Origin of the sequence: Solimonas fluminis (assembly GCF_002930645.1) — a bacterium.
Lineage (GTDB): Bacteria > Pseudomonadota > Gammaproteobacteria > Nevskiales > Nevskiaceae > Solimonas_A > Solimonas_A fluminis.
Map to the genome: position 1 here is coordinate 21,928 of NZ_PSNW01000009.1, position 25,823 is coordinate 47,750.

The 25,823-nt window shown below is 68.0% G+C and carries 28 protein-coding genes and 2 tRNA genes; 8 read left to right on the forward strand and 22 right to left on the reverse strand.

Features of this window, described 5'->3' with window-relative positions; genetic code table 11:
* Nucleotides 1–48: 48 nt before the first annotated feature.
* The 21 genes from truB to C3942_RS15640 form a co-directional block, all read right to left on the reverse strand.
* Nucleotides 49–972 (reverse strand): tRNA pseudouridine(55) synthase TruB, encoded by a 924-nt coding sequence (truB, locus tag C3942_RS15540; RefSeq protein WP_104231283.1) that lies wholly within the window; start codon nt 970–972, stop codon nt 49–51.
* Nucleotides 973–988: 16 nt separating this feature from the next.
* A complete protein-coding gene (rbfA, locus tag C3942_RS15545) occupies nt 989–1,393 on the reverse strand; it encodes a 30S ribosome-binding factor RbfA (RefSeq protein WP_104231284.1) in 405 nt (134 codons plus the stop codon).
* Between the two features lie 20 nt (nt 1,394–1,413).
* Entirely contained in the window at nt 1,414–4,137 is a 2,724-nt protein-coding gene (infB, locus tag C3942_RS15550; RefSeq protein WP_104231285.1) for a translation initiation factor IF-2, read from the reverse strand.
* Nucleotides 4,138–4,166: 29 nt separating this feature from the next.
* Nucleotides 4,167–5,657 carry a transcription termination factor NusA gene (gene nusA / locus C3942_RS15555; RefSeq protein WP_104231286.1) on the reverse strand — a complete coding sequence of 497 codons (1,491 nt, stop codon included), beginning with the start codon at nt 5,655–5,657 and terminating at the stop codon, nt 4,167–4,169.
* Nucleotides 5,658–5,663: 6 nt separating this feature from the next.
* Complete coding sequence (gene rimP / locus C3942_RS15560) at nt 5,664–6,128, reverse strand: ribosome maturation factor RimP (protein ID WP_104231287.1); 465 nt, start codon at nt 6,126–6,128, stop codon at nt 5,664–5,666.
* Nucleotides 6,129–6,191: 63 nt separating this feature from the next.
* Nucleotides 6,192–6,268 (reverse strand) — tRNA-Met (locus C3942_RS15565).
* Nucleotides 6,269–6,390: 122 nt separating this feature from the next.
* Nucleotides 6,391–6,475, reverse strand: a tRNA-Leu gene (locus C3942_RS15570).
* Between the two features lie 100 nt (nt 6,476–6,575).
* Nucleotides 6,576–6,932, reverse strand: coding sequence for a preprotein translocase subunit SecG (gene secG / locus C3942_RS22900; RefSeq protein WP_104231288.1), 357 nt, complete (start codon nt 6,930–6,932; stop codon nt 6,576–6,578).
* Between the two features lie 19 nt (nt 6,933–6,951).
* Nucleotides 6,952–7,719 (reverse strand): triose-phosphate isomerase, encoded by a 768-nt coding sequence (gene tpiA / locus C3942_RS15580; protein ID WP_104231289.1) that lies wholly within the window; start codon nt 7,717–7,719, stop codon nt 6,952–6,954.
* Nucleotides 7,720–7,803: 84 nt separating this feature from the next.
* Entirely contained in the window at nt 7,804–9,159 is a 1,356-nt protein-coding gene (glmM, locus tag C3942_RS15585) for a phosphoglucosamine mutase (protein WP_104231290.1), read from the reverse strand.
* Nucleotides 9,156–10,025 (reverse strand): dihydropteroate synthase, encoded by an 870-nt coding sequence (gene folP, locus C3942_RS15590; protein ID WP_207766113.1) that lies wholly within the window; start codon nt 10,023–10,025, stop codon nt 9,156–9,158. Before folP ends, glmM begins: the two co-directional genes overlap by 4 nt.
* A 45-nt stretch (nt 10,026–10,070) precedes the next feature.
* The gene (ftsH, locus tag C3942_RS15595; protein WP_104231292.1) at nt 10,071–11,993 is read right to left on the reverse strand and encodes an ATP-dependent zinc metalloprotease FtsH; all 1,923 of its coding nucleotides are present in this window, start codon (nt 11,991–11,993) and stop codon (nt 10,071–10,073) included.
* Between the two features lie 51 nt (nt 11,994–12,044).
* Complete coding sequence (gene rlmE / locus C3942_RS15600) at nt 12,045–12,671, reverse strand: 23S rRNA (uridine(2552)-2'-O)-methyltransferase RlmE (RefSeq protein WP_104231293.1); 627 nt, start codon at nt 12,669–12,671, stop codon at nt 12,045–12,047.
* Between the two features lie 41 nt (nt 12,672–12,712).
* Nucleotides 12,713–13,189 carry a transcription elongation factor GreA gene (greA, locus tag C3942_RS15605; RefSeq protein WP_104231294.1) on the reverse strand — a complete coding sequence of 159 codons (477 nt, stop codon included), beginning with the start codon at nt 13,187–13,189 and terminating at the stop codon, nt 12,713–12,715.
* A 134-nt stretch (nt 13,190–13,323) separates the two neighbouring features.
* Nucleotides 13,324–16,539 carry a carbamoyl-phosphate synthase large subunit gene (carB, locus tag C3942_RS15610; protein ID WP_104231295.1) on the reverse strand — a complete coding sequence of 1,072 codons (3,216 nt, stop codon included), beginning with the start codon at nt 16,537–16,539 and terminating at the stop codon, nt 13,324–13,326.
* A 17-nt stretch (nt 16,540–16,556) separates the two neighbouring features.
* On the reverse strand, nt 16,557–17,687 hold the full coding sequence (carA, locus tag C3942_RS15615; RefSeq protein ID WP_104231296.1) for a glutamine-hydrolyzing carbamoyl-phosphate synthase small subunit: 1,131 nt from the start codon (nt 17,685–17,687) through the stop codon (nt 16,557–16,559).
* Nucleotides 17,688–17,851: 164 nt separating this feature from the next.
* Nucleotides 17,852–18,946: a PA0069 family radical SAM protein gene (locus tag C3942_RS15620; RefSeq protein ID WP_104231297.1), complete on the reverse strand. Its 1,095-nt coding sequence runs from the start codon at nt 18,944–18,946 to the stop codon at nt 17,852–17,854.
* A gap of 38 nt (nt 18,947–18,984) precedes the next feature.
* Complete coding sequence (locus C3942_RS15625) at nt 18,985–19,410, reverse strand: globin family protein (protein WP_104231298.1); 426 nt, start codon at nt 19,408–19,410, stop codon at nt 18,985–18,987.
* Nucleotides 19,411–19,528: 118 nt separating this feature from the next.
* On the reverse strand, nt 19,529–20,341 hold the full coding sequence (gene dapB / locus C3942_RS15630; protein WP_104231299.1) for a 4-hydroxy-tetrahydrodipicolinate reductase: 813 nt from the start codon (nt 20,339–20,341) through the stop codon (nt 19,529–19,531).
* A 35-nt stretch (nt 20,342–20,376) separates the two neighbouring features.
* Nucleotides 20,377–20,754 carry a MazG nucleotide pyrophosphohydrolase domain-containing protein gene (locus tag C3942_RS15635; RefSeq protein WP_104231300.1) on the reverse strand — a complete coding sequence of 126 codons (378 nt, stop codon included), beginning with the start codon at nt 20,752–20,754 and terminating at the stop codon, nt 20,377–20,379.
* Complete coding sequence (locus C3942_RS15640; RefSeq protein WP_165797475.1) at nt 20,751–21,386, reverse strand: CoA pyrophosphatase; 636 nt, start codon at nt 21,384–21,386, stop codon at nt 20,751–20,753. The genes C3942_RS15635 and C3942_RS15640 overlap by 4 nt, the downstream gene beginning before the upstream one ends.
* Before the next feature lie 108 nt (nt 21,387–21,494).
* Here C3942_RS15640 and C3942_RS15645 point away from each other — a divergent pair, with 108 nt between their 5' ends.
* The 7 genes from C3942_RS15645 to C3942_RS15675 all read left to right on the forward strand — a co-directional run bounded on the left by C3942_RS15645 (nt 21,495) and on the right by C3942_RS15675 (nt 24,653).
* Nucleotides 21,495–21,950 carry a PaaI family thioesterase gene (locus C3942_RS15645; protein WP_104231302.1) on the forward strand — a complete coding sequence of 152 codons (456 nt, stop codon included), beginning with the start codon at nt 21,495–21,497 and terminating at the stop codon, nt 21,948–21,950.
* A complete protein-coding gene (locus tag C3942_RS15650; RefSeq protein WP_104231303.1) occupies nt 21,947–22,417 on the forward strand; it encodes a PaaI family thioesterase in 471 nt (156 codons plus the stop codon). The genes C3942_RS15645 and C3942_RS15650 overlap by 4 nt, the downstream gene beginning before the upstream one ends.
* Nucleotides 22,414–22,674 (forward strand): hypothetical protein, encoded by a 261-nt coding sequence (locus C3942_RS15655; RefSeq protein ID WP_104231304.1) that lies wholly within the window; start codon nt 22,414–22,416, stop codon nt 22,672–22,674. Before C3942_RS15650 ends, C3942_RS15655 begins: the two co-directional genes overlap by 4 nt.
* Before the next feature lie 96 nt (nt 22,675–22,770).
* On the forward strand, nt 22,771–23,085 hold the full coding sequence (locus C3942_RS15660) for an SCP2 sterol-binding domain-containing protein (protein ID WP_104231305.1): 315 nt from the start codon (nt 22,771–22,773) through the stop codon (nt 23,083–23,085).
* Nucleotides 23,069–23,788, forward strand: coding sequence for a class I SAM-dependent methyltransferase (locus C3942_RS15665; RefSeq protein WP_104231306.1), 720 nt, complete (start codon nt 23,069–23,071; stop codon nt 23,786–23,788). Before C3942_RS15660 ends, C3942_RS15665 begins: the two co-directional genes overlap by 17 nt.
* On the forward strand, nt 23,785–24,147 hold the full coding sequence (locus C3942_RS15670; RefSeq protein ID WP_104231307.1) for a VOC family protein: 363 nt from the start codon (nt 23,785–23,787) through the stop codon (nt 24,145–24,147). Before C3942_RS15665 ends, C3942_RS15670 begins: the two co-directional genes overlap by 4 nt.
* On the forward strand, nt 24,147–24,653 hold the full coding sequence (locus C3942_RS15675) for a SixA phosphatase family protein (RefSeq protein ID WP_104231308.1): 507 nt from the start codon (nt 24,147–24,149) through the stop codon (nt 24,651–24,653). Before C3942_RS15670 ends, C3942_RS15675 begins: the two co-directional genes overlap by 1 nt.
* Here C3942_RS15675 and C3942_RS15680 read toward each other — a convergent pair.
* Entirely contained in the window at nt 24,650–25,177 is a 528-nt protein-coding gene (locus tag C3942_RS15680; RefSeq protein WP_104231309.1) for a gamma carbonic anhydrase family protein, read from the reverse strand. The genes C3942_RS15675 and C3942_RS15680 overlap by 4 nt on opposite strands.
* Here C3942_RS15680 and C3942_RS15685 point away from each other — a divergent pair.
* Nucleotides 25,176–25,823: an arylesterase gene (locus C3942_RS15685; protein ID WP_207766114.1), complete on the forward strand. Its 648-nt coding sequence runs from the start codon at nt 25,176–25,178 to the stop codon at nt 25,821–25,823. The two genes, C3942_RS15680 and C3942_RS15685, sit on opposite strands and share 2 nt — an antisense overlap.

A 25,823-nucleotide genomic window follows, 5' to 3' on the forward strand; every position in this document is an offset into this window, starting at 1 on the left:
AGCGATTCCTGCGGGATTTTTCGCCCGTCCGACAGGCGGCGGGGCGGTTTACTGCCCGGCGCCCGGCACGGCCAGCCAGCGGCGCGGCGCCACCAGGCCGTCGGCGTCGACCTCGGCCAGGCACAGCAGGCGGCCCGCTTCGTCGAGCACCGCCACCCGCCCCTGCGGGGGCGCACCGGCCACCCGCACCGCCTGGCCGCGCCCCAGGTAGTGGGCTCGGGCCGCCTCGACGCGGACCTGCGGCCAGCCGCGCACGGCGGTCGCGGCGTCCAAAAGGCAGGCGTCCAGCGCCGCCTCGCCCTGCCCGGCCAGCGCCTCCAGCGCCTCCCAGGACAGGGGCTCGCCCTCGAAAGGGTCGACCGCAGAGCGGCGCAGGCCGACCAGGTGGGCGCACTGGCCCACGGCGGCCGCCAGGTCCTCGGCCAGGGTGCGGATGTAGGTGCCCTTGGAACAGCGCACGTCGATTTCGCACTCGCCGCCGCCGAAGGCGGTCAGGCGCAGCTCGTGGATGATGATCGTCCGGGGCTGGCGCTCGACCTCGACGCCCTCGCGGGCCAGTTCGTAGAGGCGCTGGCCCTGGTGCTTGAGCGCCGAGTACATCGGCGGCACCTGCGTGATGGGCCCGGTGAAGGCCGGGATCGCCGCCTCCAGGGCCTCGCGCGTCAGGCCGGCGGTATCGCTGCGGGCGACGATCTCGCCCTCGGCATCGCCGGTGACGGTCTTCTCGCCCAGGCGCAGGCGCGCGGTGTAGCGCTTGTCGGATTCGAGCAGCTGCCCGCAGAGCTTGGTGGCCTGGCCGAAGCAGATCGGCAGCATGCCGCTGGCCAGGGGATCGAGGCTGCCGGTGTGGCCGGCCTTCTCGGCGCGGAACAGGCGCTTGACGCGCTGCAGGGCGTCATTGGACGACAGGCCCAGCGGCTTGTCGAACAGCAGGATGCCATGGACCTGGCGCCGGGGAATCCGGGGCTTCATGCGGGAGACGGGCAAATTACCCGCCCTTGCTCTCGTCCTCGCCCTCGCCGCGTTCCTGCGCATGCTGCCGGTCGGCCTGCACGGCGCTGCGGATCATGCCGCTGACGCGGTCACCCTCGCGCAGGGCCAGGTCCGGCACGAAGCGCAGGTTGGGCACGGTGCGCAGCTTCAGGCGGTCGCCGAGGCCGTGGCGCAGCTTGCCGGCGGCGTGGTTGAGACCCTCCACCGCCGTCTTGAGCTGCTCGTCGGAGCCGAGCAGGCTGACCGTGACCCGCGCCTGGCGCAGGTCCGGCGCCACGTCGACGCCGGTCACCGTGACGCCGGCCACGCGCTTGTCCGACAGCTCGGTGCGAATCAGCTGCGCCAGCTCCGCCTGGATCTGGGTGTTGATGCGCAGCTTGCGCGCGTACTCCTTCGGCACGTCGTCTCCGGACTACCTGATCAGGCCGCAGCCTGGACCTTGCGGCGCACTTCGATGCGCTGGAAGCACTCGATCTGGTCGCCGACCTTGACGTCGTTGTAGTCCTTCACGCCGATACCGCACTCGGTGCCGGCCTCGACCTTGGAAACGTCGTCCTTGAAGCGGCGCAGCGACTCCAGCGTGCCCTCGTAGATGACGGTCTGGTTGCGCAGCACGCGGATCGGCAGGCTCTTCTGCACCTGGCCGTCGATGACCAGGCAGCCGGCGATGGCGCCGAACTTGGAGCTGCGGAACACATCGCGCACCTGCGCGATGCCGACGATCTGCTCGCGCGTCTCGGTGCCGAGCAGGCCCGAGATGGCGTCGGAGACGTCGTCCATGATCTCGTAGATGATCGAGTAGTAGCGTACGTCCACACCCGTGTCCTGGATGTGCTTGCGCGCGCCGGCATCGGCACGGACGTTGAAGCCGATGATGATGGCCTTGGACGCCAGCGCAAGATCGACGTCGGACTCGTTGATGCCGCCGATGGTGGTCGACAGGACGTTGACCTTGACCTCTTCGCTCGGGATCTTGCGCAGCGCTTCGGCGATGGCTTCCGCCGAACCCTGCACGTCGGCCTTGACCATGAGGTTGAGCTGCTTCTGCTCGCCCTCGCCCATGCGGGCAAAGACCTGGTCCATGCGCACGGCCTGCGACTGCGCCAAGCGCTGGTCGCGCTGCTTCTGCTCGCGCACGATCGCCAGCTCGCGGGCCTTGCGCTCGTCGGCCACCACGACCACGTCGTCGCCGGCATCGGGGGCGCCCGACAAGCCGAGCACCTGCACGGGGATCGAAGGGCCGGCTTCCTTCACCGGGCGCCCGGCCTCGTCGAACATCGCGCGCACGCGGCCGAAATGCGGGCCGCTGAGGATCACGTCGCCCTGCTTCAGGGTACCGGCGCGCACCAGCACGGTGGCGACCGGGCCGCGGCCCTTCTCCACCGAGGATTCGAGGATGTTGCCGCGCGCGGCGGCTTCCACCGGCGCGGTCAGCTCGAGGATTTCGGCCTGCACCAGGATGGCGTCGAGCAGGTCGTCGATGCCGGCGCCGGTGAAGGCGGACACACCCACGATCTGGGTGTCGCCGCCCCACTCTTCCGCGACGACCTCGTACTTGGTCAGCTCGTTCTTGACGCGATCGAGGTCCGCCTCGGGCTTGTCGATCTTGGTCACGGCCACGATCATCGGCGCCTTGGCCGACTTGGCGTGCTGGATCGCTTCCTTGGTCTGCGGCATGACGCCGTCGTCCGCCGCCACCACCAGGATGACGATGTCGGTCACCTGGGCGCCGCGGGCGCGCATCTTGGTGAACGCGGCGTGGCCCGGCGTGTCGAGGAAGGTGATGATGCCCTTGGGCGTCGTCACGTGGTAGGCACCGATGTGCTGCGTGATGCCGCCCGCCTCGCCCGCGGCGACGCGGGTCTTGCGGATGTGATCCAGCAGCGAGGTCTTGCCGTGGTCGACGTGGCCCATGATGGTGACCACCGGCGGACGCGTGATGCCCTCGGTCTCCTGGTCGCCGCCGGTGACGGCCTGCTCGAGGCTTTCCTCGAAGTCGCTGGCCTTGACCGTGCGGACCGTGTGGCCCATTTCCTCGACCATCAGCACCGCGGTGTCCTGGTCGAGCGTCTGGTTGATGGTGGCCATGATGCCGTTCTTCATCATGACCTTGATCAGCTCGGTGGCCTTGACCGCCATGCGGTTGGCCAGCTCGCCGACGGTGATCGCCTCCGGCACCTCGACCTCGCGCACGATCGGCGCCACCGGCTTCTCGAAGCCATGGACGTTGTCGACGCGGATCCTGCCGGTGGGCTTCTTGCTCTTCTTGTTGTCGCGCTTGCCGCCCTTGCCTTCCGACAGGTGCAGTTCGGTGCGGTGATGGCGGTCGTCACGGCGGCCGCCGCGGTCGGCGCCCGGTGCCGCAGGAGCGGCGGCCGGAGCGGCGGCGGAAGCCGCCGGACGCTCGGCCGGACGGCGCGGCGCCACGGGTGCCGGCGGCGGAGCCGCGGCGGCCAGGCGCGCCGCCTCGGCGGCACGGCGCACGTTCTCGGCGGCACGCGAACGGGCCTGCTCGGCCTCCCACTTCGCGCGGTACAGCGGATCTTCCTTGAGCTTGCGCTCGTGTGCCTCGCGGGCCTCGCGCGCGCTGGCCTCGGCCTCGGCGCGCTTGCGCTCCTCTTCGGCCTGCGCCTGCTGGCGCTCCAGGTCTTCCTGGGCGCGCTTGGCGGCCAGTTCGGCGGCCTTGGCGGCAGCGGCTTCGCGGTCGGCCGCCGCACGCTGGGCGGCTTCCTCGGCGGCGCGGATGGCTTCTTCATCCTGCGGCGCCGGCACCGGCGCGACGGCGGCGGGAGCAGCACCGGCCTCGGCGCCGCCCTCCAGCAGGTCTTCCTTGACGTAGGTGCGCTTCTTGCGCACCTCGATGCTGACCGTCTTGGTCGGCGCGCCACGGCCGCCGCCGAGCTTGAGCTCGGTGGTTTCCTTGCGCTTCAAGGTGATGCTGCTGCCGCGCGTGCCCAGCGTGCCGCCGCCACCACCCGGCGCCTTCTGGCGCAGGTAGGCCAGCAGGGCCACCTTGTTCTCGGGCGTGATCGCGGACTGCGCGTCGGTGACCGACACGCCAGCCTCGCTGAACTGCGACAGCAGCTCGGCGACGGGCCGCTTCAGCTCATTGGCAAAATCCTGAACCGTGACATTGGTCGACATATCGTTTCCTATCGCCTCTCCGCAGGGCCTCAGGCGTAGGCCTTGGTGCGGGCGGCCATGATCAGCGCCGACGCACGCTCTTCGCCCAGGTCGGGCAGCATTTCCACCAGCTCATCCGTGGCGAGGTCCGCGAGGTTCTCGCAGTTCGCGACGCCAGCCTCGGCCAGCGCGTAGGCGGTATCCTCGTCGATGCCATCCAGGGCCAGCAGGTCTTCGGCGGGAGTCGCACCGGCGGCGCGCTCGGCCTTGGCGATCGCCTTGGTCAGCAGCACGTCCCGTGCCCGGTTGCGCAGTTCCTCGACGATGGCCTCGTCGAATTCCTCGATCTGCAGCAGTTCCTCGGCCGGCACGTAGGCGATCTCCTCCAGCGAGGTGAAGCCCTCCTGCACCAGCACGCCGGCCACTTCGGCGTCGACGTCGAGGCTGTCCATGAAGACCTGCAGGACACCGAGGTTCTCCTGCTCCTTCTTGGCCTCGGCCTCGGCCGCGGTCATGACATTGAGCGTCCAGCCGGTCAGCTCGGACGCCAGGCGCACGTTCTGGCCGCCGCGGCCGATGGCCTGCGCCAGCTTGTCCTCGGACACGCCGATGGTCATCGCATGGGACTCTTCGTCGACGACGATGGTCTCGACCTCGGCCGGAGCCATGGCGTTGATGACGAACTGGGCGATGTTGTCGTCCCAGGGCACGATGTCCACGCGCTCGCCGGCCAGTTCGTTGGACACGCTCTGCACACGCGAGCCGCGCATGCCGACGCAGGCGCCGACCGGGTCGATGCGCTTGTCCTTGGCCTGCACCGCGATCTTGGCGCGCAGGCCGGCATCGCGGGCGGCGCCCTTGAGTTCGATCAGGCCCTGCGCGATTTCCGGCACCTCGAGCTTGAACAGCTCCATCAGGTACTGCGGCGAGGTGCGCGACAGGAACAGCTGCGGGCCACGGACCTGGGGGCTGACCTCGTAGAGGTAGCCGCGCATGCGGTCGCCCGGGCGCACCGGCTCGCGCGGGATCAGCTGGTCGCGCAGCACGATGGCCTCGGCGTTGCCGCCCAGGTCCAGGATGACGTTGCCGCGCTCGATGCGCTTGACCAGGCCGGTGATCAGTTCGCCGACACGGCCCTTGTAAGCCGCGACGATCTGCGAACGCTCGGCCTCGCGCACCTTCTGCACGATGACCTGCTTGGCCTTCTGCGCGCCGATGCGGCCGAAATCCACCGACTCGACCTTGCGCTCGATGACGTCGCCGGCCTGGGCGTCTTCCTTTTCCTTCAGCGCATAGGTCAGCTTGATCTGGCGCTCGGGGTATTCGAAGTCCTCGCTGTCGTCCTCCAGGACGGTCCAGCGGCGGTAGGTGTCGTAGTCGCCGGTGTTGCGGTCGATGGCGACGCGCAGTTCGGATTCGTCACCGTACTTTTCCTTGCCGGCGGAAGCGAGCGCGGCCTCGAGGGCCTGGAAAATCATTTCCTTCTCGACGCCCTTCTCGTTGGAGACGACGTCCACCATCAAGAGAATGTTCTTGTTCACGCTCTGCTACTCCCGGTCATAGTCAGGAACGAGACGAGCCCGCTCCATCTCGGAATATTCGATATCGACGCGGCCCTGGTCGGTTTCAAGGGTCACGCTCCTGTCGCCCGCAGCGCGAATCCAGCCGATGAAGCGGCGGCGGCCGTTCTTGGGCGCCAGCAGCTGCACCTTGGCCTGCTCATTGAGGAAGCGCTCGAAATGCGACGGCTTGACCAGCGGGCGATCCAGGCCGGGCGAGGAAACTTCCAGCGAATACTGCGTGCTGATGGGATCCTCGACGTCGAGCTGGGCCGCCACTTCGCGGCTGACCTTCTCGCAGTCTTCCAGGCCGATGCCGCCGGCGCTGTCGATGTACAGGCGCAGCAGGGCGTTGTGGCTGTTGGGGCTGTACTCGAGCAGCACGAGCTCGTAACCCATCGATTCGACGACGGGTTCCAGCATTTGTACCAGCCTTTCACGCAGCACGGTCATCTTGCTTCCGGAAAAGAAAAAGGCCCTCAAGGGGCCTTGTCGGAGCCTACATAAATCTTAAATTGGTAGCGGGGGCAGGATTTGAACCTACGACCTTCGGGTTATGAGCCCGACGAGCTGCCAGACTGCTCCACCCCGCACCAGACAGACGACTATTGTAGACCGGTACTACTGCTGAATCAACCACTTTGCGTCACTTCGAAGCACATTTCCGATGCCGGAAAACGTCTTGCAGGACGCCCCCTTACGGGGTTTTCTGGAGTGGTGCCCACGGAGAGACTCGAACTCCCATGGCTCTCGCCGTTACCACCTCAAGGTAGTGTGTCTACCAATTCCACCACGTGGGCACTGCTTACCAAAACCGCCGGCGGATCACGATGTTGCGATGGTCCGTCGAGGGGCGCGGATTGTAGCGCCCGCTTTGCGCTTTGTCTCTAGCTTTTTCGCTTATTCCGGCACGACCGGCGCCGCCGGGGCGGCGGGCGCGGGCGCCGGGGCGGCCGGAGGCACATCCGGGGCCGGGACCGCCGGGGCCTCGGTCTTGACCGTGTCCACCACCGAGGTCGCTTCCTTGGTGCCGTGAACCAGGTAGGCCAGCGCCAGGCTGGTGGCGAAGAACACCGTCGCCAGCCAGGCCGTGGCCCGGGACAGGAAGTTGGCCGAACCGCGCGAACCGAACACCGTGCCCGAGGCGCCGCTGCCGAAAGCGGCGCCGGCGTCGGCGCCCTTGCCGTGCTGCAGCAGGATCAGACCGACCAGGCCGATGCCGACCAGCACCTGCAGGATGACCAGAAACGTATGCATGTACTCGAAAATCCTTTGCTCAGCTCAGGGACTGCGCCGCAGCGCAGATCGCCAGGAAATCCGCGGCCTTCAGCGAGGCGCCACCGATCAGGCCGCCATCGACATCCGGATTGGCGAAAAGCGCCTGGGCGTTGTCGGCCTTGACGCTACCGCCGTAAAGAATCCGCGTGGAATCAGCAATCTTAGCACTACGACCGCGCAGTTGACCACGGATGAAGGCATGCGCGTCCTGGGCCTGCTGCGGCGTGGCGGTCTTGCCGGTGCCGATGGCCCAGACCGGTTCGTAGGCGATGACCGCGCCAGCGAAGCTGTCGGCCCCGCAGAGGTCCAGCACCGCGGCCAGCTGGCGCGCCAGCACCGCCTCGGTCTGCCCGCCTTCGCGCTCGGCCAGGGTCTCGCCGACGCAGAGCACCGGCACCAGGCCGGCCTTCTGGGCGGCCTGGTACTTCCTGGCCACCAGCTCGTCGGTCTCGCCGTAGAGCGCACGGCGCTCGGAATGGCCGACGATGACATGGCCGCAGCCGGTGTCGCGCAGCATCGCCCCGAGCACCTCGCCGGTGAAGGCGCCGGCCTTGTCCTGCTCGCTCAGGTTCTGGGCGCCGAGCAGCACGGCGGAACCCTGCAGGCGGGCACCGACCGAATCCAGGTACGGAAACGGCGGGCAGACCAGGATTTCCACCTTGGCGTTGGCGCCGGCACCGGCCAGCAGGCCGTCCAGCAGCACCGCGTTCTCGGCGCGGTTGCCATTCATCTTCCAGTTGCCGGCAACCATGTAACGGCGGCTCATTGCATTCCCCTGTATCGGTAGTTCGTTCGTTGAATGAAGAACGGCCGCCGCAGGCTGCGGCGGCCGGATCGTCAGCCCGCTATTTTAAGCGGCTGCGGCGATGCTGTTGGCGGCTTCCCGCACGCGGTCGGCAATCATGCGGGCGCTGCTCTCGGCCAGTTCCCGGGCATCGGCCTCCACCATGACCCGCACCAGCGGCTCGGTACCCGAGGCACGCAGCAGCACGCGGCCGCGCTGCCCCAGGCCGGATTCCGCTTCCTTGACCGAGGCCTTGACCGAGGCGGCCTCCAGCACCGGCGCGGCCTTGCCGGCGACCGGCACGTTGATCAGCACCTGCGGATACTTCTGCATGCCCGAAGCCAGTTCGCGCAGCGTGCGGCCGGTCTCGGCGAGCACCTCCAGCACCTGCAGCGCCGTGACCATGCCGTCGCCGGTGGCGCTGCGGTCCAGGCACAGCGTATGGCCGGAGGTTTCGCCGCCGAGCAGGCCGCCCTCGGCGCGCAGCATCTCCAGCACGTAGCGGTCGCCGACCTTGGCGCGGCGGAAGGCCACGCCCCGGTCCTGCAGCGCGTTCTGCAGGCCCAGGTTGCTCATCAGGGTGCCGACCACCGGCCCCTGCAGCAGCTGCCGGCGCAGGCGGTCGCTGGCGAGGATATAGAGGATCTCGTCCCCGTCCACCTCCCGACCCTGGTGGTCCACCATCAGGCAGCGGTCGGCATCGCCGTCCAGGGCGATGCCCAGTTCGGCGCCATGCTCGACCACCGCCCGGGACAGGGAGTCCAGGTGGGTGGAGCCGCAATGGTCGTTGATGTTGAAGCCGTCGGGCTGATTGTGGATCGCCACGACCTTCGCGCCGAGGCGCCGCAGGGTTTCCGGAGCCACCTGGTAGGCCGCGCCATTGGCGCAGTCGACCACGATCCTCATGCCGTCCAGGCGCGGCCCGCGGTAGGCGATCAGGCAGTGGCTCACGTAGAGCTCGACGGCGTTGCCGATGCGCCGCGCCGCGCCGACCTTTTCCGGCTCGACGCAGCTCAGTTCCTGCTCCAGCAGGGCCTCGATCTCGAGTTCCACGGCGTCGTTGAGCTTGCCGCCGTCGGCACCGAAGAACTTGACGCCGTTGTCGTAGTGCGGATTGTGCGAGGCGGAGATCACCACGCCGGCACAGGCCTTCAGGGCCTTGGTCAGCACCGAGACGCCCGGCGTCGGCAGCGGCCCCAGCAGGCCCACGTCCATGCCCGCCGCGGAGAAGCCCGCTTCCAGCGCGGACTCGAACAGATAGCCCGAACGGCGGGTATCCTTGCCGATCAGCACCTGCCGCCCCGGTTCGCCGCCCAGCACACGGCCGGCGGCCCAGCCGAGCTTCAGCGCGAATTCGGGGGTCAGCGGCTTCTCGCCGACGCGCCCGCGGATACCATCGGTTCCAAAATACTTGCGGCTCATGGGGTCTGTCTCCCGGGCGGAGGATTGCGGCCGGTCCGGCCAGCCTGTTTGACCGATTGTGCGACCTTCAGTGCGTCTACGGTAGGCGCCACGTCGTGGACACGCAGGATGGCGGCACCCTGCACCACCGCCAGGACCGCGGCGGCCAGGCTGCCCGCCAGCCGGTCCTCGACGGGCCGGCCCAGCAACTGCCCGAACATGGACTTGCGCGACAGCCCCACCAGCAGGGGCAAGCCGAGATCGGCGAAGGCATCCAGGCGCCCGAGCAGGGCCAGGTTGTGCTCCAGCCGCTTGCCGAACCCGAAGCCCGGGTCGATGGCCAGGCGCTCCGGGGCGATGCCGGCGGCCAGGCAGGCCCCGACACGCTGGCGCAGGAAACCGTGGACTTCGGACAGGACATCCTCGTAGGACGGGGCCTGCTGCATGGTCCGGGGCTCGCCCTGCATGTGCATCAGGCATACGGCAGCGCCGCTGGCGGCCGCGGCCTGCAGGGCGGATTCAGCCCTCAGCGCATTGATATCATTGATTATTTCAGCGCCGGCGGTGCAGGCCTCGCGGATCACCGCAGGCTTGGTGGTGTCCACCGAGATGACGATGTCGAGCTCGCGCGACAGGCGTTCGATCACCGGCACCACACGGTCCAGTTCCTCGGCCTCGCCGACCGGCGCGGCGCCGGGGCGGGTCGACTCGCCGCCGACGTCGATGATGGCGGCCCCCTCGCCCGCCATCTGCCGGGCACGCGCCAGCGCCTGCTCCAGCGAGGCGTGGCGCCCGCCGTCGGAGAAGGAATCCGGGGTGACGTTGAGGATGCCCATGACGACCGGCGCATCCAGCGCCAGTCGCCGCCGGGGTAACTGGAGGAACATGCGGACGCAAAAAGACGGGGCGCGTCGCCGCGCCCCGTCGTGACCTCAGCCGATGCTGGCCGGCTTGCCCGCCGGGCCCGGCTTGGCCGGACGCTCCGGGGGAGAGCGCGGCGCATCGGGCGGACGCCCGCTGCCGTCGGTCCAGCTCTCCGGTTCGCCGGCATCCTGGCCGGCCATGATGCGGGCCAGCTGCGCAGAGTCGATGGTCTCGTACTTGATCAGGGCCTCGGCCATGGCATGCAGCTTGTCGAGGTTGCCCTCGATGATGCCCTTGGCGAGCTTGTAGTTGCGGTCGATGACCTCGCGGATTTCCTGGTCGATCACGAAGGCCGTGTCGTCGGAAACATGCTTGGTCTGCGTCACGCTCTTGCCCAGGAACACCTCGCCGTTGTCCTCGCTGTAGGACAGCGGCCCGAGGCGCTCGGACAGTCCCCACTTGGTGACCATGTTGCGGGCGATGTCGGTGGCGCGCTCGATGTCGTTGGAGGCACCGGTAGTGACCTTGTCGGCCCCGAAGATCACTTCCTCGGCGATGCGGCCGCCGAACAGGGAGCAGATCGAGGAGTTGAGGCGCTGCTTGCTGTAGCTGTAGCGGTCCTCTTCCGGCAGGAACATGGTCACGCCCAGTGCACGGCCGCGCGGGATGATCGTGACCTTGTACACCGGGTCGTGGTCCGGCACCGACAGGCCGACGATGGCGTGGCCCGCCTCGTGGTAGGCGGTGAGCTTCTTCTCTTCCTCGGACATCACCATGCTGCGGCGCTCTGCGCCCATCATGATCTTGTCCTTGGCCTTCTCGAAGTCGATATGGTCGACCAGGCGCTTGTTGGCGCGGGCGGCGAACAGCGCGGCTTCGTTGACGAGGTTGGCCAGGTCGGCGCCCGAGAAGCCCGGCGTGGCGCGCGCGATGATCTCCGGCTTGACGTTGTCGGCCAGCGGCACGGCGCGCATGTGGACCTTGAGGATCTGCTCGCGGCCGCGCACGTCCGGCAGCGGCACGACCACCTGGCGGTCGAAGCGGCCCGGGCGCAGCAGCGCCGGGTCCAGCACGTCCGGACGGTTGGTGGCCGCGATGACGATCACGCCCTCGTTGCCCTCGAAGCCGTCCATCTCCACCAGCAGCTGGTTCAGGGTCTGCTCGCGCTCGTCATGGCCGCCGCCCAGGCCGGCGCCGCGGTGACGGCCCACGGCGTCGATTTCGTCGATGAAGATGATGCAGGGCGCGTGCTTCTTGGCCTGCTCGAACATGTCGCGCACGCGGCTGGCGCCGACGCCGACGAACATCTCGACGAAGTCGGAGCCGGAAATCGTGAAGAACGGCACGCCGGCCTCGCCGGCGATGGCCTTGGCCAGCAGCGTCTTGCCGGTGCCCGGCGAACCCACCATCAGCACGCCGCGCGGAATCTTGCCGCCCAGCTTCTGGAACTTGGCCGGATCGCGCAGGAAATCGACCAGCTCGGCCACTTCCTGCTTGGCTTCCTCGACGCCGGCGACGTCGGCGAAGGTGATCTTGACCTGGTCGGCGTTGAGCATGCGGGCGCGCGACTTGCCGAAGGACATGGCGCCGCGACCGCCGCCGCCGCCCTGCATCTGGCGCATGAAGTACACCCAGACCGCGATCAGCAGCAGGATCGGGAAGGCGTTGATCAGCAGCGTCAGCAGCAGCGGGGTTTCCTTGGGCAGGGTGCCGGTGAACTTGACGTTGCTGTCCAGCAGCTGGCCGACCATGGCCTTGTTGTCGGTCTCCGGACTGACCGTGGTGAAGCGCGAGCCGCCCTTGAGCTCGCCGCGGATGATCTGGCCGTCGATGACCACGTCGGCGACGTTGCCTTCCTTGACCTGGTTGATGAACTCCGAGTACTGCAGCTCGGGCTGGGCCCGGCTGCGGGAGGAGAAGCTCTGGAAGACCGTCATCAGCACGATGAGGATCACCACCCAGAGCAACAGATTTTTGGCCAGATCGTTCAAAGCTCTATCCTTGATTCCCGATGTCACAACTGATGCCGCAGCCGCACGTTACTACGCCCTGTACCCCCGCGCCAGCAGATAAACCTCACTACTGCGGGCACGCGAGGCCTTGGGCTTGCGAATCGTCACCGATTCAAAGGCTTCGCGCACAGCCTTGAGGTAGGCCTCGAAGCCTTCCCCCTGGAAAATCTTGACCAGCAGCCCCCCCTTCGGCTTCAGGTGGGCCCGGGCGAACTCCAGCGCCAGCTCGCAGAGATAGATGCTCCCGGCCTGGTCGGCGGCGTCCACTCCGCTCAAGTTGGGGGCCATGTCGGACAAAACAAGGTCCACGGCCTGGCTGCCCACCGCTTCCTCCAGCTGCTTCAGGACGCTCTCCTCGCGGAAGTCGCCGAGGATGAACTCCACGTCGGGCAGCGGATCCATGGGCAGGATGTCCAGGGCCAGCAGGCGCCCCTTGGGCCCCAGCAGCGGCCGGGCCAGCTGGCTCCAGCCGCCGGGGGCCGAGCCGAGGTCCACCACCACCTGGCCGGGCTTCAGGAGACGGTCCTTGTCCTGGATCTCCTTGAGCTTGAAGACCGCCCGCGAGCGGTAGCCCAGGCGCCGGGCCTCCTGCACGTAGGGGTCCGACTCGTGCTCGGCGAGCCAGCGGGCGGAACTCGGGCGGCGTTTCTGGCTCATGGCAGGAGCTTAGCGGAGCCGGGGCCGGAAGGCCCGGCGGCTCAAATGTAGTGCACCGCGATGATTTCGAACTCGCGGGTGCCGGCGGGAGTGGCCACCGCCACCATGTCGCCTTCCTTCTTGCCAATCAGGGCCTTGGCGATCGGGGAGTTCAGCGAGATCAGGCCCGCCTTGGCGTCGGCCTCGTCCTCGCCGACGATCTGGTACTTGAGCTCCTCGCCGCTGTCGACGTCGGACAGGTCGATGGTGACCCCGAAGATGACCTTGCCGGTGGCCGGCAGCTTGGTGACGTCGATGATCTGGGCCATCGACAGCTTGCCCTCGATCTCCTGGATGCGGCCCTCGTTGAAACCGTGCTGCTCGCGGGCGGCGTGGAACTCGGCGTTCTCGCGCAGGTCGCCCTGCTTGCGGGCCTCGTCGATGGACTCAATGATCTTGGGCCTCAGCTCGCTCTTGCGATAGCGGAGTTCTTCCTGCAGCTTCTCGGCGCCGCGCGCCGTCATCGGGGTCTTGCTCATATCCGAATCTCGTTTTCTGACGTTGCCAAAAGCAAAAGCGGACCCACCGCCCCTCCTCGGGGCGGCAGGTTCTGTCCGGGTTGACCAAAAGATACCCGATCCGGGTACCGGTTTACAGGTTCAGCCTAACGAGCCTACAGGGTCGCGTGCAGCGCCTGCAGCCTGTTGACCTCCAGTTCGTTGAGATGTTCCATCGCCACCGCCGCCGCCAGGGCACCGGCGATCGTGGTGAAGTAGCAGACCTTGTGCTGGATCGCCGCGCCGCGGATGGAACGCGACTCCTCGATCGAGATCTTGCCTTCGGTGGTATTGGCGATGAACTGGATCTCGCCGTTCTTGATCATGTCCACGCAGTGCGGACGGCCTTCCTTGACCTTGTTGACGCCCTCGCAGGCGATGCCGGCCTTCTGCACCAGCGCTGCCGTGCCGTGGGTGGCCACCACCTTGAAACCGTGCCCGGTCAGGATGCGTGCCAGTTCCACCGCCTTCTTCTTGTCGCGGTCGCGCACCGAGATGAAGGCCGTGCCCTTGGAAGGCACCACCTGCCCGGCCGCCAGCAGCGACTTGTTGAAGGCCTCTCCGAAGGAGGCGCCGACGCCCATCACCTCGCCAGTGGAGCGCATCTCCGGGCCCAGCAGCGGGTCCACCGAGGGGAACTTGTTGAACGGGAAGACCGACTCCTTGACGGAGTAGTACTTCGGGATCAGTTCCTCGGTGACGCCCTGCGACTTCAGCGTCTGTCCGGCCATGCAGCGCGCGGCGATCTTGGCCAGCGGACGGCCGGTGGCCTTGGACACGAAGGGGCTGGTGCGCGAGGCGCGCGGGTTCACTTCCAGCAGGTAGACCTTGCCGTCCTGCACCGCGAACTGCGCGTTCATCAGGCCGACGACGTTGAGCGCCTTGGCCAGCTTGAAGATCTGGCTGCGGATCTCGTCGACGATCTTCTTCGGCAGCGAATACGGCGGCAGCGAGCAGGCGGAGTCGCCGGAATGCACGCCGGCCTCCTCGACGTGTTCCATGACGCCGCCGATCACCACGTCCTTGCCGTCGGACAGCGCGTCGACATCCACCTCGATGGCGTCGTTGAGGAAGCGGTCCAGCAGCACCGGCGAATCGTTGGAAACCTGCACGGCCTCGGTCATGTAGCGCTTGAGGTCGGCATCGTCATGCACGATCTCCATCGCGCGGCCGCCCAGCACGTAGGACGGGCGCACCACCAGCGGGTAGCCGACCTTGTTGGCCACGGCCAGCGCCTGCTTCTCGGAGGTGGCGGTGCCGTTGGGCGGCTGCAGCAGCTTGAGCTTCTCGACCAGCTTCTGGAAGCGCTCGCGGTCCTCGGCAAGGTCGATGGCGTCCGGCGTGGTGCCGATGATCGGCGCGCCGGCGGCCTCGAGCTGGCGCGCCAGCTTCAGCGGCGTCTGGCCGCCGAACTGCACGATCACGCCCTTGGGCTTCTCGAGGTCGATGATCTCCATCACGTCCTCGAAGGTCAGCGGCTCGAAGTAGAGTCGGTCGGAGGTGTCGTAGTCGGTCGACACGGTCTCCGGGTTGCAGTTGATCATGATGGTCTCGTAGCCGTCCTCGCGGAGGGCCAGGGACGCATGCACGCAGCAGTAGTCGAATTCGATGCCCTGGCCGATGCGGTTGGGACCGCCGCCGAGCACCACGATCTTCTCGCGGCTGGAGGTCTGCGCCTCGCATTCCTCGTCGTAGCTGGAGTACAGGTAGGCGGTGGACGAGGGGAACTCGGCCGCGCAGGTATCGACGCGCTTGTACACCGGACGCACGCCGAGCTTGTGGCGGCGCTTGCGCACGGAGTCTTCCTTGACGCCGATCAGCCTGGCGATGCGGCGGTCGGAGAAGCCCAGGCGCTTGTAGCGGCGCAGGTCGGCTTCCTCGATGGTGCTGATCTTCTGCTCGGCGATCTGGCCTTCCGCCTGGATGATCTCCTCGATCTGCTCGAGGAACCAGGGGTCGATCTTGGACAGCTTGAACACGTCCTCCACGCTCATGCCGGCGCGGAAGGCGTCACCGACGAACCACAGGCGCTTGGCGCGCGGCGTGGCCAGCTCGTCGCGGATGCGGCTGAGGCTGGCGGCCTCGTAGTCCGCCACCTGCGGTTCGAAACCGTCGCTGCCCACCTCCAGGCCGCGCATGGCCTTGTGCATGGACTCCTGGAAATTACGGCCGATGGCCATGACCTCGCCCACCGACTTCATCTGCGTGGTGAGACGCGAGTCGGCCTGCGGGAACTTCTCGAAGGTGAAGCGCGGGATCTTGGTGACGACGTAGTCGATGCTCGGCTCGAACGAAGCCGGGGTCACGCCGCCGGTGATCTCGTTGCGCAGCTCGTCCAGGGTATAGCCCACCGCCAGCTTGGCGGCGACCTTGGCGATCGGGAAGCCCGTGGCCTTGGACGCCAGCGCCGACGAGCGCGACACGCGCGGATTCATCTCGATCACGATCATGCGCCCGTCCTTCGGGTTGATCGCGAACTGCACGTTGGAGCCGCCCGTCTCCACGCCGATCTTGCGCAGCACCGCCAGCGAGGCGTTGCGCATGATCTGGTATTCCTTGTCGGTGAGCGTCTGCGCCGGCGCGACGGTGATCGAGTCGCCGGTGTGCACGCCCATCGGATCGAAGTTCTCGATCGAGCAGACGATGATGCAGTTGTCCTTGCGGTCGCGGACGACTTCCATCTCGTACTCTTTCCAGCCGAGCAGCGATTCCTCGATCAGCACCTCGGTGGTCGGCGACAGGTCGAGGCCGCGAGTGACGATCTCCTCGAACTCTTCCTGGTTGTAGGCGATGCCGCCGCCGGTTCCGCCCAGCGTGAAGCTCGGGCGGATGATCACCGGGAAGCCGATGTCGGCCTGGATCTTCCTGGCCTCGTCCCAGGTGTGGGCCACGCCCGAGCGGGCCGATCCCAGGCCGATCTCGGTCATGGCGTCGCGGAACTTCTGGCGGTCCTCGGCCAGGTCGATGGCGGCCGGCGAGGCGCCGATCATCTGCACGCCGAACTTCTCCAGCACGCCGTGCTTGGCCAGGTCCAGGGCGCAGTTCAGCGCGGTCTGGCCGCCCATGGTCGGCAGCACCGCGTCCGGGCGCTCCTTCTCGATGATGCGGGCGACGGTTTCCCAGCGGATCGGCTCGATGTAGGTGGCATCGGCCATCTCCGGGTCGGTCATGATCGTGGCCGGATTGGAGTTGACCAGGATGACCTTGTAGCCCTCCTGGCGCAGCGCCTTGCAGGCCTGGGCGCCGGAGTAGTCGAACTCGCAGGCCTGGCCGATCACGATGGGACCGGCGCCGATGATCAGGATGCTCTTGATGTCAGTGCGTTTTGGCATGGCTTCTTCGGGCGGGCTCAGGCGGCCATCATCTTGATGAAACGGTCGAACAGGACGCCGACGTCATGCGGACCGGGGCTCGCTTCGGGGTGACCCTGGAAGCTGAAGGCCGGCGCGTCGGTCAGGCGGATGCCCTGGTTGGAACCATCGAACAGCGAGCGATGGGTCACCACGACGTTGGCGGGCAACGTGGCCTCGTCCACCGCGAAGCCGTGGTTCTGGCTGGTGATCATCACCGTGCCGTTCTCCAGGTCCTGCACCGGGTGGTTGGCACCGTGATGGCCGAACTTCATCTTCAGGGTCTTCGCGCCGGCCGCCAGGCCCAGGATCTGGTGTCCCAGGCAGATGCCGAACAGCGGCAGCTTCCTGGCGATGAACTCGCGCGCGGCGGCGATGGCGTAGTCGCAGGGCTCGGGGTCGCCGGGGCCGTTGGACAGCATCACGCCGTCGGGCTTGAGCTTGAGCACCTCGGAGGCCTTGGTCTGGGCCGGCACCACGGTGATGCGGCAGCCGCGATCCACCAGCATGCGCAGGATGTTGCGCTTGATGCCGAAGTCGTAGACCACGACATGGAACTTCTCGTCCTTGAGCGTGGTTTCGCGGTTGGTCGCCAGCTCCCAGGAGCCGGTGGTCCAGGGATAGGACTTGGTCACCGACACGACCTTGGCCAGGTCCATGCCCTTCAGCCCCGGGAATTCGCGGGCCAGCTTGAGGGCCGTCTTCTCGGAAATCTTCTTGCCGGCCAGGATGCAGCCGTTCTGGGCGCCCTTGTCGCGCAGCAGGCGGGTCAGGCGGCGGGTATCGAGGCCGGCGATGGCCACGACCTTCTGCGCCTTCAGGTACTCGCTGAAGTCCTGGGTCGAGCGGAAATTGCTGTGGCGGCGCGGCACTTCGCGCAGCACCAGGCCGGCGAGCTGCACCTTCTCCGACTCGGCGTCCTCGTCGTTGGTGCCGACGTTGCCGATATGGGGATACGTCAGGGTGACGATCTGCTCGCGATATGAGGGATCGGTCAGGATTTCCTGATATCCCGTCATTGCCGTATTGAAAACCACTTCGCCAACGGTCTGACCGTCAACGCCGATGGAGATACCGTGAAAAACAGATCCGTCGGCGAGTGCGAGCAGAGCCGGTTTGGCAGAGGTCATAGAGCTGGCCTAATCCTTGGGGCGGACACTAAAACGGGGGCTTTTGGCCCCCGTCGTGGATTAGGCGCGCATTCTAGTGTGTGCAGTGCACAACGTCCATGGTTTTGGCGCTTTTTCGTGAAATATTTTTTGGTTCTGCCCGAGCAGCGGCCACGGGCGGACCTTCAGAACCCGAAGCCCATCTGCCCCTTGTCCGGCGGCGGAGGCGGCGGCGGCCGGAAAAGCGCCGTATCGAGCTTCAGCCGGCGCCCCCGGCCCAGCCCCAGCCGGGCGGCGGCGACCCGGAAACGCTGGGCGATGACCTGGGCGTACTCCCCCTCCCCGGTCATGCGCTTGCCGAAGCGCGGATCGTTGTCCTTCCCCCCGCGCATCTGCTGGACCAGGCTCATGACGTGCTCGGCCCGCTGGGGGTGATGCACCTGCAGCCATTCCCGGAACAGGCCTTTCACCTCGTGCGGCAGGCGCAGCATGATGTAGGAAGACTCCCTCGCCCCGGCCTCGTGGGCCGCCTGCAGGATCTGCTCGATCTCGGCGTCGTTGACGAACGGGATCACCGGGGCCACCAGAACCATCACCGGGATGCCCGCCTCGGCCAGCCGGCGGACGATCCGCAGCCGCGCCTGGGGACCGGCCGTCCGGGGTTCCAGGGCCCGCTTCAGCTCCGGCTGCAGGCTGGTGATGGAGATCGCCACCTCCACCAGGTTGTCGCGGGCCATGTCCGCCAGCAGCGGGATGTCTCGCTCGATCAGGGCGGCGCCCTTGGTGACGATGGTCAGGGGGTGCCGGCAGCGCTGCAGCACCTCCAGGATCGAGCGCATCACCCCGTACTCCCGTTCCACCGGCTGGTAGGGATCGGTATTGGAGCCCAGGGCGATCGGCGAGCAGCGGTAGCCGGGCTTGCGCAACTCCTCTTCCAGGAGACGGGCGGCGTCCGGCTTGTAGAACAGCCGGGTCTCGAAATCCAGGCCCGGCGACAGGTTCAGGTAGGCGTGCGCCGGGCGGGCATAGCAGTAGATGCAGCCGTGCTCGCAGCCGCGGTAGGGATTGATCGACTGCTCGAAGCCGATGTCCGGCGACTGGTTGCGGGTGATGATGGTCCGCGAGGCCTCCGGCGTGACGGTGGTGTCCGGCCGCGGCCGGTCGGGCTCGTCCAGCAGCCAGCCGTCATCGAAATCCTCGCGCGTACGGGTCTCGAAGCGGCCCTCCGGGTTGGAGGCCGCGCCGCGCGTCTTGATCGCTTCGGGAATGGGCTCTGGCATGACCCGCGCATTATCCCATGCGCGGGCCCGTTCGCGGCTCAGGCCGCGCGCACGGATGCCGCGGCGCCGGCCTGGACCATGATGCCCGCCAGCAGGCCGTAGGCCGCCGCCCAGGCTTCGCGCACCGACGCGGTGAATGCGGCGCCGAGTCCCTGCTCCAGGGTCCATAGCAGGGCGGCGCCCACGGTGTCGTAGTCCGCCTCGCGCACGCCGTAGCCGGCATGCCGGGCGCCCAGGGCCTGCACCGCCGGGACGATGCGCTCGGGCTGGTCCAGGCTGCGCACCACCAGGCCCAGCGTCTGCATCAGCATGCGGCCCTGCCCGGCGATGTCGCCCTTGAACAGGGAGCGCAGGCCGGGGTCGAGGGTGAACAGGCGCTCGTAGAACAGCGCCGCCGCTTGCTCCGCGATGGGGGCAACCTGCTCGAAACTGTGCTGGACCTGCTGGATCTGTCCGGGGGTCATGTCGGTCGGCGAGGGGCGGCGCGGCGGGATGCCGCGGCTCTATCCCGCCTTATCGGCCTGCGCCGGCCGGACTGAAGCCCCGCGGAAGACCCGCCGTCCATCCGGGCTGCAGGACAGCCTAGCCGCCCAGGGCATCCCGCATCGAGTACAGCCCGGCGGGGCGGCCGGCCAGCCAGCCGGCCGCGTGCACCGCCCCCTTGGCGAAGATCGTCCTCGAGCTGGCCTTGTGCGTGATCTCCACGCGCTCGCCCTCGCCCAGGAACATCACCGTATGGTCGCCCACCACGTCGCCGCCGCGCACGGTGGAGAAGCCGATGGTCCGGCGCTCGCGCGCGCCGGTGTGGCCATAGCGCTCGTAGACCGCGCAGTCCTTGAGGTCGCGCCCGGCGCCGCGGGCGGCGGCCTCGCCCATCATCAGGGCGGTGCCGCTGGGCGCGTCCACCTTGTGGCGGTGATGCGCTTCCACCACCTCGATGTCGAAGTCCTCGGCCAGCACGCGCGCGGCGTCCTCCAGCAGCTTCAGGCAGAGGTTGACGCCAATGCTGAAGTTGCCGGCCTTGAGGACGGGAATGCGCCGGGCCGCCTCTTCCACCGCTGCCTGCTGGGCCTCGGTGAAGCCGGTGGTGCCGATCACCACGGCCTTGCCATGCTCGATGCAGAAGGGCAACAGCGCCACGGTGGCCTCGGGGCGGGTGAAGTCGATCAGCACGTCGAAGTCGGCGGCCGCCTGGGCCGGCTGGGTCAGGACCTTGACGCCATTGGCCGCCAGGCCGGCCATCTGGCCGGCATCCTGCCCGGCCTCGGGGCAGCCCTCGCGCTCCAGCGCGGCACCGAGCCGGGCGCGCGACGAGGCGGCAGCGGCCTGGATCACGGCGCGGCCCATGCGGCCACTGGCGCCGAGGACGGCAATGCGAACGGGAGACTGGGACATGGCGACGGCGGCAGGTTCAAAAGCGGGGCGTTATTTTAGCCTTTTGCCCGCTCCGCCTGCTTGGCCTGCTGCCAGTATTCTTCCATTGCCTCCAGCCGGCGCGGATCGCCCGGCGGCGGCAGCTCCGGCAGGTGCTTGAGCACATGGCCGAAGCGGCGCTCGAACTTGGCGTTGGCGCGGGCCAGCGCACGCTCGGCATCCACGCCCAGGTGGCGCGCCAGGTTCACGGCCATGAACAGCAGGTCGCCGAGTTCGTCCTCGCTGCGGTCACGGCCCTCGCCCGCCGCTTCCCTCAGCTCACCGACTTCCTCGGCCAGCTTGTCCCAGAGCTCGTCGAGATGGCGCCAGTCGAATTCCAGCTCGGCGGCTTCGAGCTGCAGACGCAGGGCTTCGCGCAAGGGATTGGAGGTCATGCGGTCTCCGCCACCTTGTTGGCCAGGTTCCACAGCATGCCGGCGGTGGCGCCCCAGATGCGATGACGGCCGAAGTTGAGTTCGAAGAACGGCAGGTTGAGCCCCTCGCGCGAAAGCATCTTGTGCTCGAAGTTGCGCAGGTCCAGCACGAATTCCAGCGGTGCCTCGAAGACCTCCGCCACCTCGTCCTCGCAGGGCCGGATCTCCGGCTCGCCGCTGATGATGCCGACCACCGGCGTGACCAGGTAGCGGGTCATGGTCGGGTAGTCGTCCAGGTAGCCCAGGACCTCGACGCTGGCCGGCGGCAGGCCCACCTCCTCCTCGGCCTCGCGCAGGGCATTGGCCGCGGCGCTGGCGTCGTCGTCGTCGCGACGCCCGCCGGGAAAGCTGATCTGGCCCTTGTGCGAGCGCAGGCGGTCGGACCGCACCGTGAACATCATGGTCAGGCCGTCGCCGCGCCGGATCACCGGCGCCAGCACCGCCGCCGGGCGCAGCGACTTCAGCAGCGCCGGCGTCAACAGCAGCTTGTCCATGTTCAGCGGCAGTTCCAGGCGCGACATCGGCCGCGGCGGCTGCTCGGAGGTGCCGGTCAGCGCCCGTCGCAGGCGCGACTCCCAGTCGGTCATCGTCATTACCGGAGTGTCGATTTCTGTTCGCGAGTTTACCCCCTTCCCCGGAGCCTGTTGGCAAAGCCGTGCCGCAGCGGGCGCGGTTTTGCCAACAGGCCCTACAATCGCGGCATGAGCACCCAGAACCTGGAAACCATCGCGGCAGCCTTCCTGGGCTACATCCCGCATATGCGCGAGTGCGGGCTGAGCCTGGTCCGGGGCTCGCCGGAAGGCGTGGAACTGCGCATGCCCTTTCGCGAGGACTGGGTCGGCGATCCCATCCGCGGCGTGCTGCATACCGGGCCGATCACGGTGCTGGTGGACAGCGCCAGCGGCTTCGCCGTGCTGGCCGCGACCCCCGTGCCGGAAACCATCGCGACCCTGGACCTGCGCATGGATTACCTGCGCCCGGCGCTGCGCGACAAGGACCTCCACTGCCGGGCCGAGTGCTTCCGGCTGACCTCGCAGATCGCCTTCGTGCGCGCCACGGTCTGGCAGGACGACCGGGAACAGCCCGTGGCGATCAGCCAGTCGGCCTTCATGCGCTCATCGACCGGCAAGCCCTGGAAGCCGGAAGCCCGCGCATGAGCGACGCCGTGACGGATTCCCTGGCCGATCCTTTCCGCGAAGCCCGCCGCCTGGCCCGCGAGAGCGGCGACTTCTCGGTGCTGGTCGCCACCGTGCCCTACGCCCGCTATCTCGGCGTGCAGTTGTCCCTGCACGAGGGCCGGCCACGCGCGATGCTGCCGTTCCGGCAGGAACTGGTGGGCAATCCGCGCCTGCCGGCGCTGCATGGCGGCATCACCGCCGCGTTCATGGAGAACGCCGCGATGCTGCACCTGCTCTACCAGCTCGAGACCACCCGCGTGCCCAAGAGCATCGACTTCTCGATCGACTACCTGCTGCCCGCCCGCACCGAGGAGCTGTACGCCGACTGCGAGATCGGCCGCATGGGCAGCCGCGTGGCGCAGGCCACGATCCGCTGCTGGCAGAAATCCCAGGACCGTCCGGTCGCGGTGGCACGCGCGCATTTCCTGCTGATGACGCCGGAGTGAAATCCTTCCGCGAGCTGGACGAGGCCGCGGACCGGCCCAAGGGCAGTGCCTTCCGCGCCTTCAAGCACCTGGAGCCTGGGCTGAGCGAAGGGCGGGATTTCCTGCTGCTGCGGCCGGGCCGCGACGATGCGGGCATCGCCGAACTGCGTGCGCAGGACCGGGTTTACCGCAACAGCGTCAACATCGTCCTGGTGGACGATGCCCTGGCCGAAAGACTCCTGAAACACTTGTCCGGCAGCCTGGAGCCGGGGCAGTAATGCATCTTGTCCGCCGCCGTCCGCCCTGAAATTGCCAGACCGGCGCGCCGGGTTTACGATCCGGGCCTTCACAATTACCACTATCTGGAGAACACCATGTCCGCCGCCGACTTCCTCAAGAAGCTGCCGTCCGCGTTCAACGCCGCCGAAGCCTCGGGCACCAACTGCACGATCAACTTCGTCTGCTCCAAGCCGGTCAACGTCGTGATCAACAACGGCGCCTGCTCCGTCAACGACGGCACCGCCGGCGGCGCCGACCTGACCATCACCATGGAAGACGACGACCTGATCGCGCTGATGAAGGGCGAGCTCAACGGCATGACCGCGTTCATGACCGGCAAGCTGCAGGTCGACGGCGACCTGATGCTGGCCCAGCGCATGGCCAGCTTCTTCGATGCCTCCAAGCTCTGATCCCGCGATCGGTGCCGAACAGACCCTGGGCAGCGATGCCCGGGGTTTTTCGTTTGCGCTGCAGGAAAACCAGGGGCGGCTGGAACTGCGCGCCTTGCACCGGCCGGACTACGGCGCGATCTGGATCGACTGGGGCAGCGCCGAGTTGCGCCGGCGCATCGCCGGCGGACGCAAGCAGCTGCTGGCGCGCGCCCTGGGCATGGCCAAGCGGCCGGACCTGGAAATCCTGGACGCCACCGGCGGACTGGGGCGGGATGCCTTCACGCTGGCCGCCTTGGGCGCCCGCGTGACGCTGCTGGAGCGGCAGCCGCAGATCGCCGAATTGCTGGCGGACGCCCACCGCCGCGCCCTGGCCGACCCGGCGCTGGCGCCGGTGGCGGCGCGCATCGAGCTGCGCCGCGGCCAGGCCGCCGCCGTGCTGCCGGAAGGGCGCTGGGACAGCGTCTACCTGGACCCGATGTACCCGCATGCCGGCCACAAGACCGCCCTGCCGCAGAAGGAGATGCAGATCTTCCGCGACCTGGCCGGAGCCGACGAGGACGCCGACGGACTGCTGCAGCCGGCCCTGCAGGCGGCACGCCTGCGCGTGGCGGTGAAGCGGCCGCTGAAGGCGCCCTGGCTGGCCGGTCGCAAACCGGGGGTGGAATTCCGCGGCACACAGGCTAGATTCGACGTGTACATCACCGGGAGCAGCGCACCGTGATCGACCACGTCGCCATCGAGGTCAGCGATTACTGGGAAGCCAAGAACTTCTATACCGCGGTGCTGGGCGCGCTGGGGTATCAAGTGGTATCCGAGTACGAGGGCTGGGTCGGCTTCGGCCGCGACGGCAAACCGGAGTTCTGGATCCGCCAGGGCAAGCCCAGCCGCGGACTGCACCTGGCCTTCCGCGCCCGCAGCCGCGGCGACGTCGACCGCTTCCACCGGATCGCCCTGCAGGGCGGCGCCCGCGACAACGGCCCGCCGGGCCTGCGGACCCATTACCATGCCCATTACTACGGCGCCTTCGTGCTGGACGCCGACGACCGCAACATCGAGGCGGTCTGCCACGAGAGGGACTGATGCGCCTGCTGAGCCTGGTACGCCACGCCAAGTCCTCCTGGGACTACGAAGAGCTGAGCGATTTCGAGCGCCCCCTGAACGAGCGCGGCCGGCGCGACGCGCCGCTGATGGCGCAGCGCAGCCTCCGTCTGCTGGGATGCCCGGACCGGCTGGTCTCCAGCCCGGCGCTGCGCGCGATCACCACCGCGCATGCCTTCGCCGATGCCTTTGGCCTGGGACGCGAGGAAATCCAGCTGCAGCCGCGCATCTACGAGGCGACGCCCGCCACGCTGGTGCAGATCCTGCGCCAGCTCGACGATGCCGACCGCCACGCGATGCTGTTCGGCCACAATCCGGGCTTCAGCCAGCTGGCCGGGTTGCTGGCGCCCTGTCCCTTCGACGAGGTGCCGACCTGCGCGGTGGTGCAGCTGGCCCTGGAGATCGACCAGTGGCGCGACGCCGGCCCGGGCCTGGGCAAGCTGCGCCACTACCTGTTTCCCAAGGACGGTGCCGACCAGGCCTCCTAGGCCTTCGCGACGGCCTGCAGCTTCGCCCGGTAGCGCTGCGCGTTCTGCACGTAGTGCTGCGCCTGCAGCTTCAGGAATGCCGCCTCCTGCTCCCCCAGCTCGCGCACGACCTTGGCCGGCGCCCCCATGATCAGGGAGTTGTCCGGGAAGCTCTTGCCTTCGGGGATCAGCGACTTGGCGCCGACGATGCTGTTGCGGCCGATCTTCACGCGGTTGAGGATCACCGAACCGATGCCGATCAGCGAGTTGTCGCCGATCTCGCAGCCGTGAAGCATGACCAGGTGCCCGATCGTGCAGTCGCGGCCGATGCTCAGGCGGATGCCCGGGTCGGTATGCAGGACCGAGCCGTCCTGGACATTGCTGTTCTCCCCCACCACGATCTCGTCGCAATCGCCGCGCAGCACGGCGTTGAACCAGACGCTGGCATTGTGCTCCAGCGTGACCGCGCCGATCAGGGTGGCGTTGGGTGCGACCCAGCAATCCCCCTTAAACTGGGGTTCCCGTCCATCGAGGGCGTAGATCATGCGCGGCTTCCGTAAGGGGATGGTTGATTTCCGCAGTCTGGCGGGCGGCTTGCTGCTGCTGCAAGCCCTGCTGTTGCTGGCGGCCTGCGGCGACAAGACGCCGAAGCTCGCGGCGCTGCCGCCGGATGCGGTGGTACTGGCCTTCGGCGACAGCCTGACCTACGGCACCGGCGCCGGCCCGCGCCAGAGCTACCCCGCGTTGCTGGCGGAGTTGATCGGCCGCAAGGTGGTGAATGCCGGTGTTCCGGGAGAAACCAGCGCCGAGGGACGCGAACGCCTGCCGGAGCTGCTGGACGAAACCGAGCCGGGCCTGGTGATCCTCTGCCTGGGCGGCAACGACATGCTGCGCCAGCAGGATCGCGCGCAGATGCGCGCCAACCTCAGCGCCATGATCGAGGAAGTGCGCGGGCGCGGCATTCCCCTGGTCCTGCTGGGAGTGCCCGAGCCCAAGCTGCTGTCGCTGAGCGCCGAACCCAGCTACGCGGCCCTGGCACAGGAGTACGGCCTGCCGCTGGAAGCCCGGGTCATCGCCGAGGTGCTGGGCGACCGCGACCTGAAGTCGGACCCCATCCATCCCAATGCCAGGGGCTATCGCCAGATGGCGGAGAAGATCGCGGAGCTGCTGAAGCGGGCCGGCGCGGTCTAG

What these genes read in the sequence shown, in the direction of transcription:
- C3942_RS15650 (WP_104231303.1), top strand. Translation starts at nt 21,947, where the DNA reads ATGAGCGACGCCGTGACGGATTCCCTGGCCGATCCTTTCCGCGAAGCC.
- C3942_RS15640 (WP_165797475.1), bottom strand. Translation starts at nt 21,386, where the DNA reads ATGACGATGACCGACTGGGAGTCGCGCCTGCGACGGGCGCTGACCGGC.
- dapB (WP_104231299.1), bottom strand. Translation starts at nt 20,341, where the DNA reads ATGTCCCAGTCTCCCGTTCGCATTGCCGTCCTCGGCGCCAGTGGCCGC.
- tpiA (WP_104231289.1), bottom strand. Translation starts at nt 7,719, where the DNA reads ATGAGCCGCCGTTACATGGTTGCCGGCAACTGGAAGATGAATGGCAAC.
- C3942_RS15685 (WP_207766114.1), top strand. Translation starts at nt 25,176, where the DNA reads ATGCGCGGCTTCCGTAAGGGGATGGTTGATTTCCGCAGTCTGGCGGGC.
- greA (WP_104231294.1), bottom strand. Translation starts at nt 13,189, where the DNA reads ATGAGCAAGACCCCGATGACGGCGCGCGGCGCCGAGAAGCTGCAGGAA.
- infB (WP_104231285.1), bottom strand. Translation starts at nt 4,137, where the DNA reads ATGTCGACCAATGTCACGGTTCAGGATTTTGCCAATGAGCTGAAGCGG.
- C3942_RS15665 (WP_104231306.1), top strand. Translation starts at nt 23,069, where the DNA reads ATGCCTCCAAGCTCTGATCCCGCGATCGGTGCCGAACAGACCCTGGGC.
- C3942_RS15680 (WP_104231309.1), bottom strand. Translation starts at nt 25,177, where the DNA reads ATGATCTACGCCCTCGATGGACGGGAACCCCAGTTTAAGGGGGATTGC.
- carA (WP_104231296.1), bottom strand. Translation starts at nt 17,687, where the DNA reads ATGACCTCTGCCAAACCGGCTCTGCTCGCACTCGCCGACGGATCTGTT.
- glmM (WP_104231290.1), bottom strand. Translation starts at nt 9,159, where the DNA reads ATGAGCCGCAAGTATTTTGGAACCGATGGTATCCGCGGGCGCGTCGGC.
- carB (WP_104231295.1), bottom strand. Translation starts at nt 16,539, where the DNA reads ATGCCAAAACGCACTGACATCAAGAGCATCCTGATCATCGGCGCCGGT.
- truB (WP_104231283.1), bottom strand. Translation starts at nt 972, where the DNA reads ATGAAGCCCCGGATTCCCCGGCGCCAGGTCCATGGCATCCTGCTGTTC.
- folP (WP_207766113.1), bottom strand. Translation starts at nt 10,025, where the DNA reads ATGTTCCTCCAGTTACCCCGGCGGCGACTGGCGCTGGATGCGCCGGTC.
- C3942_RS15660 (WP_104231305.1), top strand. Translation starts at nt 22,771, where the DNA reads ATGTCCGCCGCCGACTTCCTCAAGAAGCTGCCGTCCGCGTTCAACGCC.
- C3942_RS15635 (WP_104231300.1), bottom strand. Translation starts at nt 20,754, where the DNA reads ATGACCTCCAATCCCTTGCGCGAAGCCCTGCGTCTGCAGCTCGAAGCC.
- rimP (WP_104231287.1), bottom strand. Translation starts at nt 6,128, where the DNA reads ATGACCGTGCTGCGTGAAAGGCTGGTACAAATGCTGGAACCCGTCGTC.
- secG (WP_104231288.1), bottom strand. Translation starts at nt 6,932, where the DNA reads ATGCATACGTTTCTGGTCATCCTGCAGGTGCTGGTCGGCATCGGCCTG.
- C3942_RS15675 (WP_104231308.1), top strand. Translation starts at nt 24,147, where the DNA reads ATGCGCCTGCTGAGCCTGGTACGCCACGCCAAGTCCTCCTGGGACTAC.
- C3942_RS15645 (WP_104231302.1), top strand. Translation starts at nt 21,495, where the DNA reads ATGAGCACCCAGAACCTGGAAACCATCGCGGCAGCCTTCCTGGGCTAC.
- rlmE (WP_104231293.1), bottom strand. Translation starts at nt 12,671, where the DNA reads ATGAGCCAGAAACGCCGCCCGAGTTCCGCCCGCTGGCTCGCCGAGCAC.
- C3942_RS15625 (WP_104231298.1), bottom strand. Translation starts at nt 19,410, where the DNA reads ATGACCCCCGGACAGATCCAGCAGGTCCAGCACAGTTTCGAGCAGGTT.
- C3942_RS15620 (WP_104231297.1), bottom strand. Translation starts at nt 18,946, where the DNA reads ATGCCAGAGCCCATTCCCGAAGCGATCAAGACGCGCGGCGCGGCCTCC.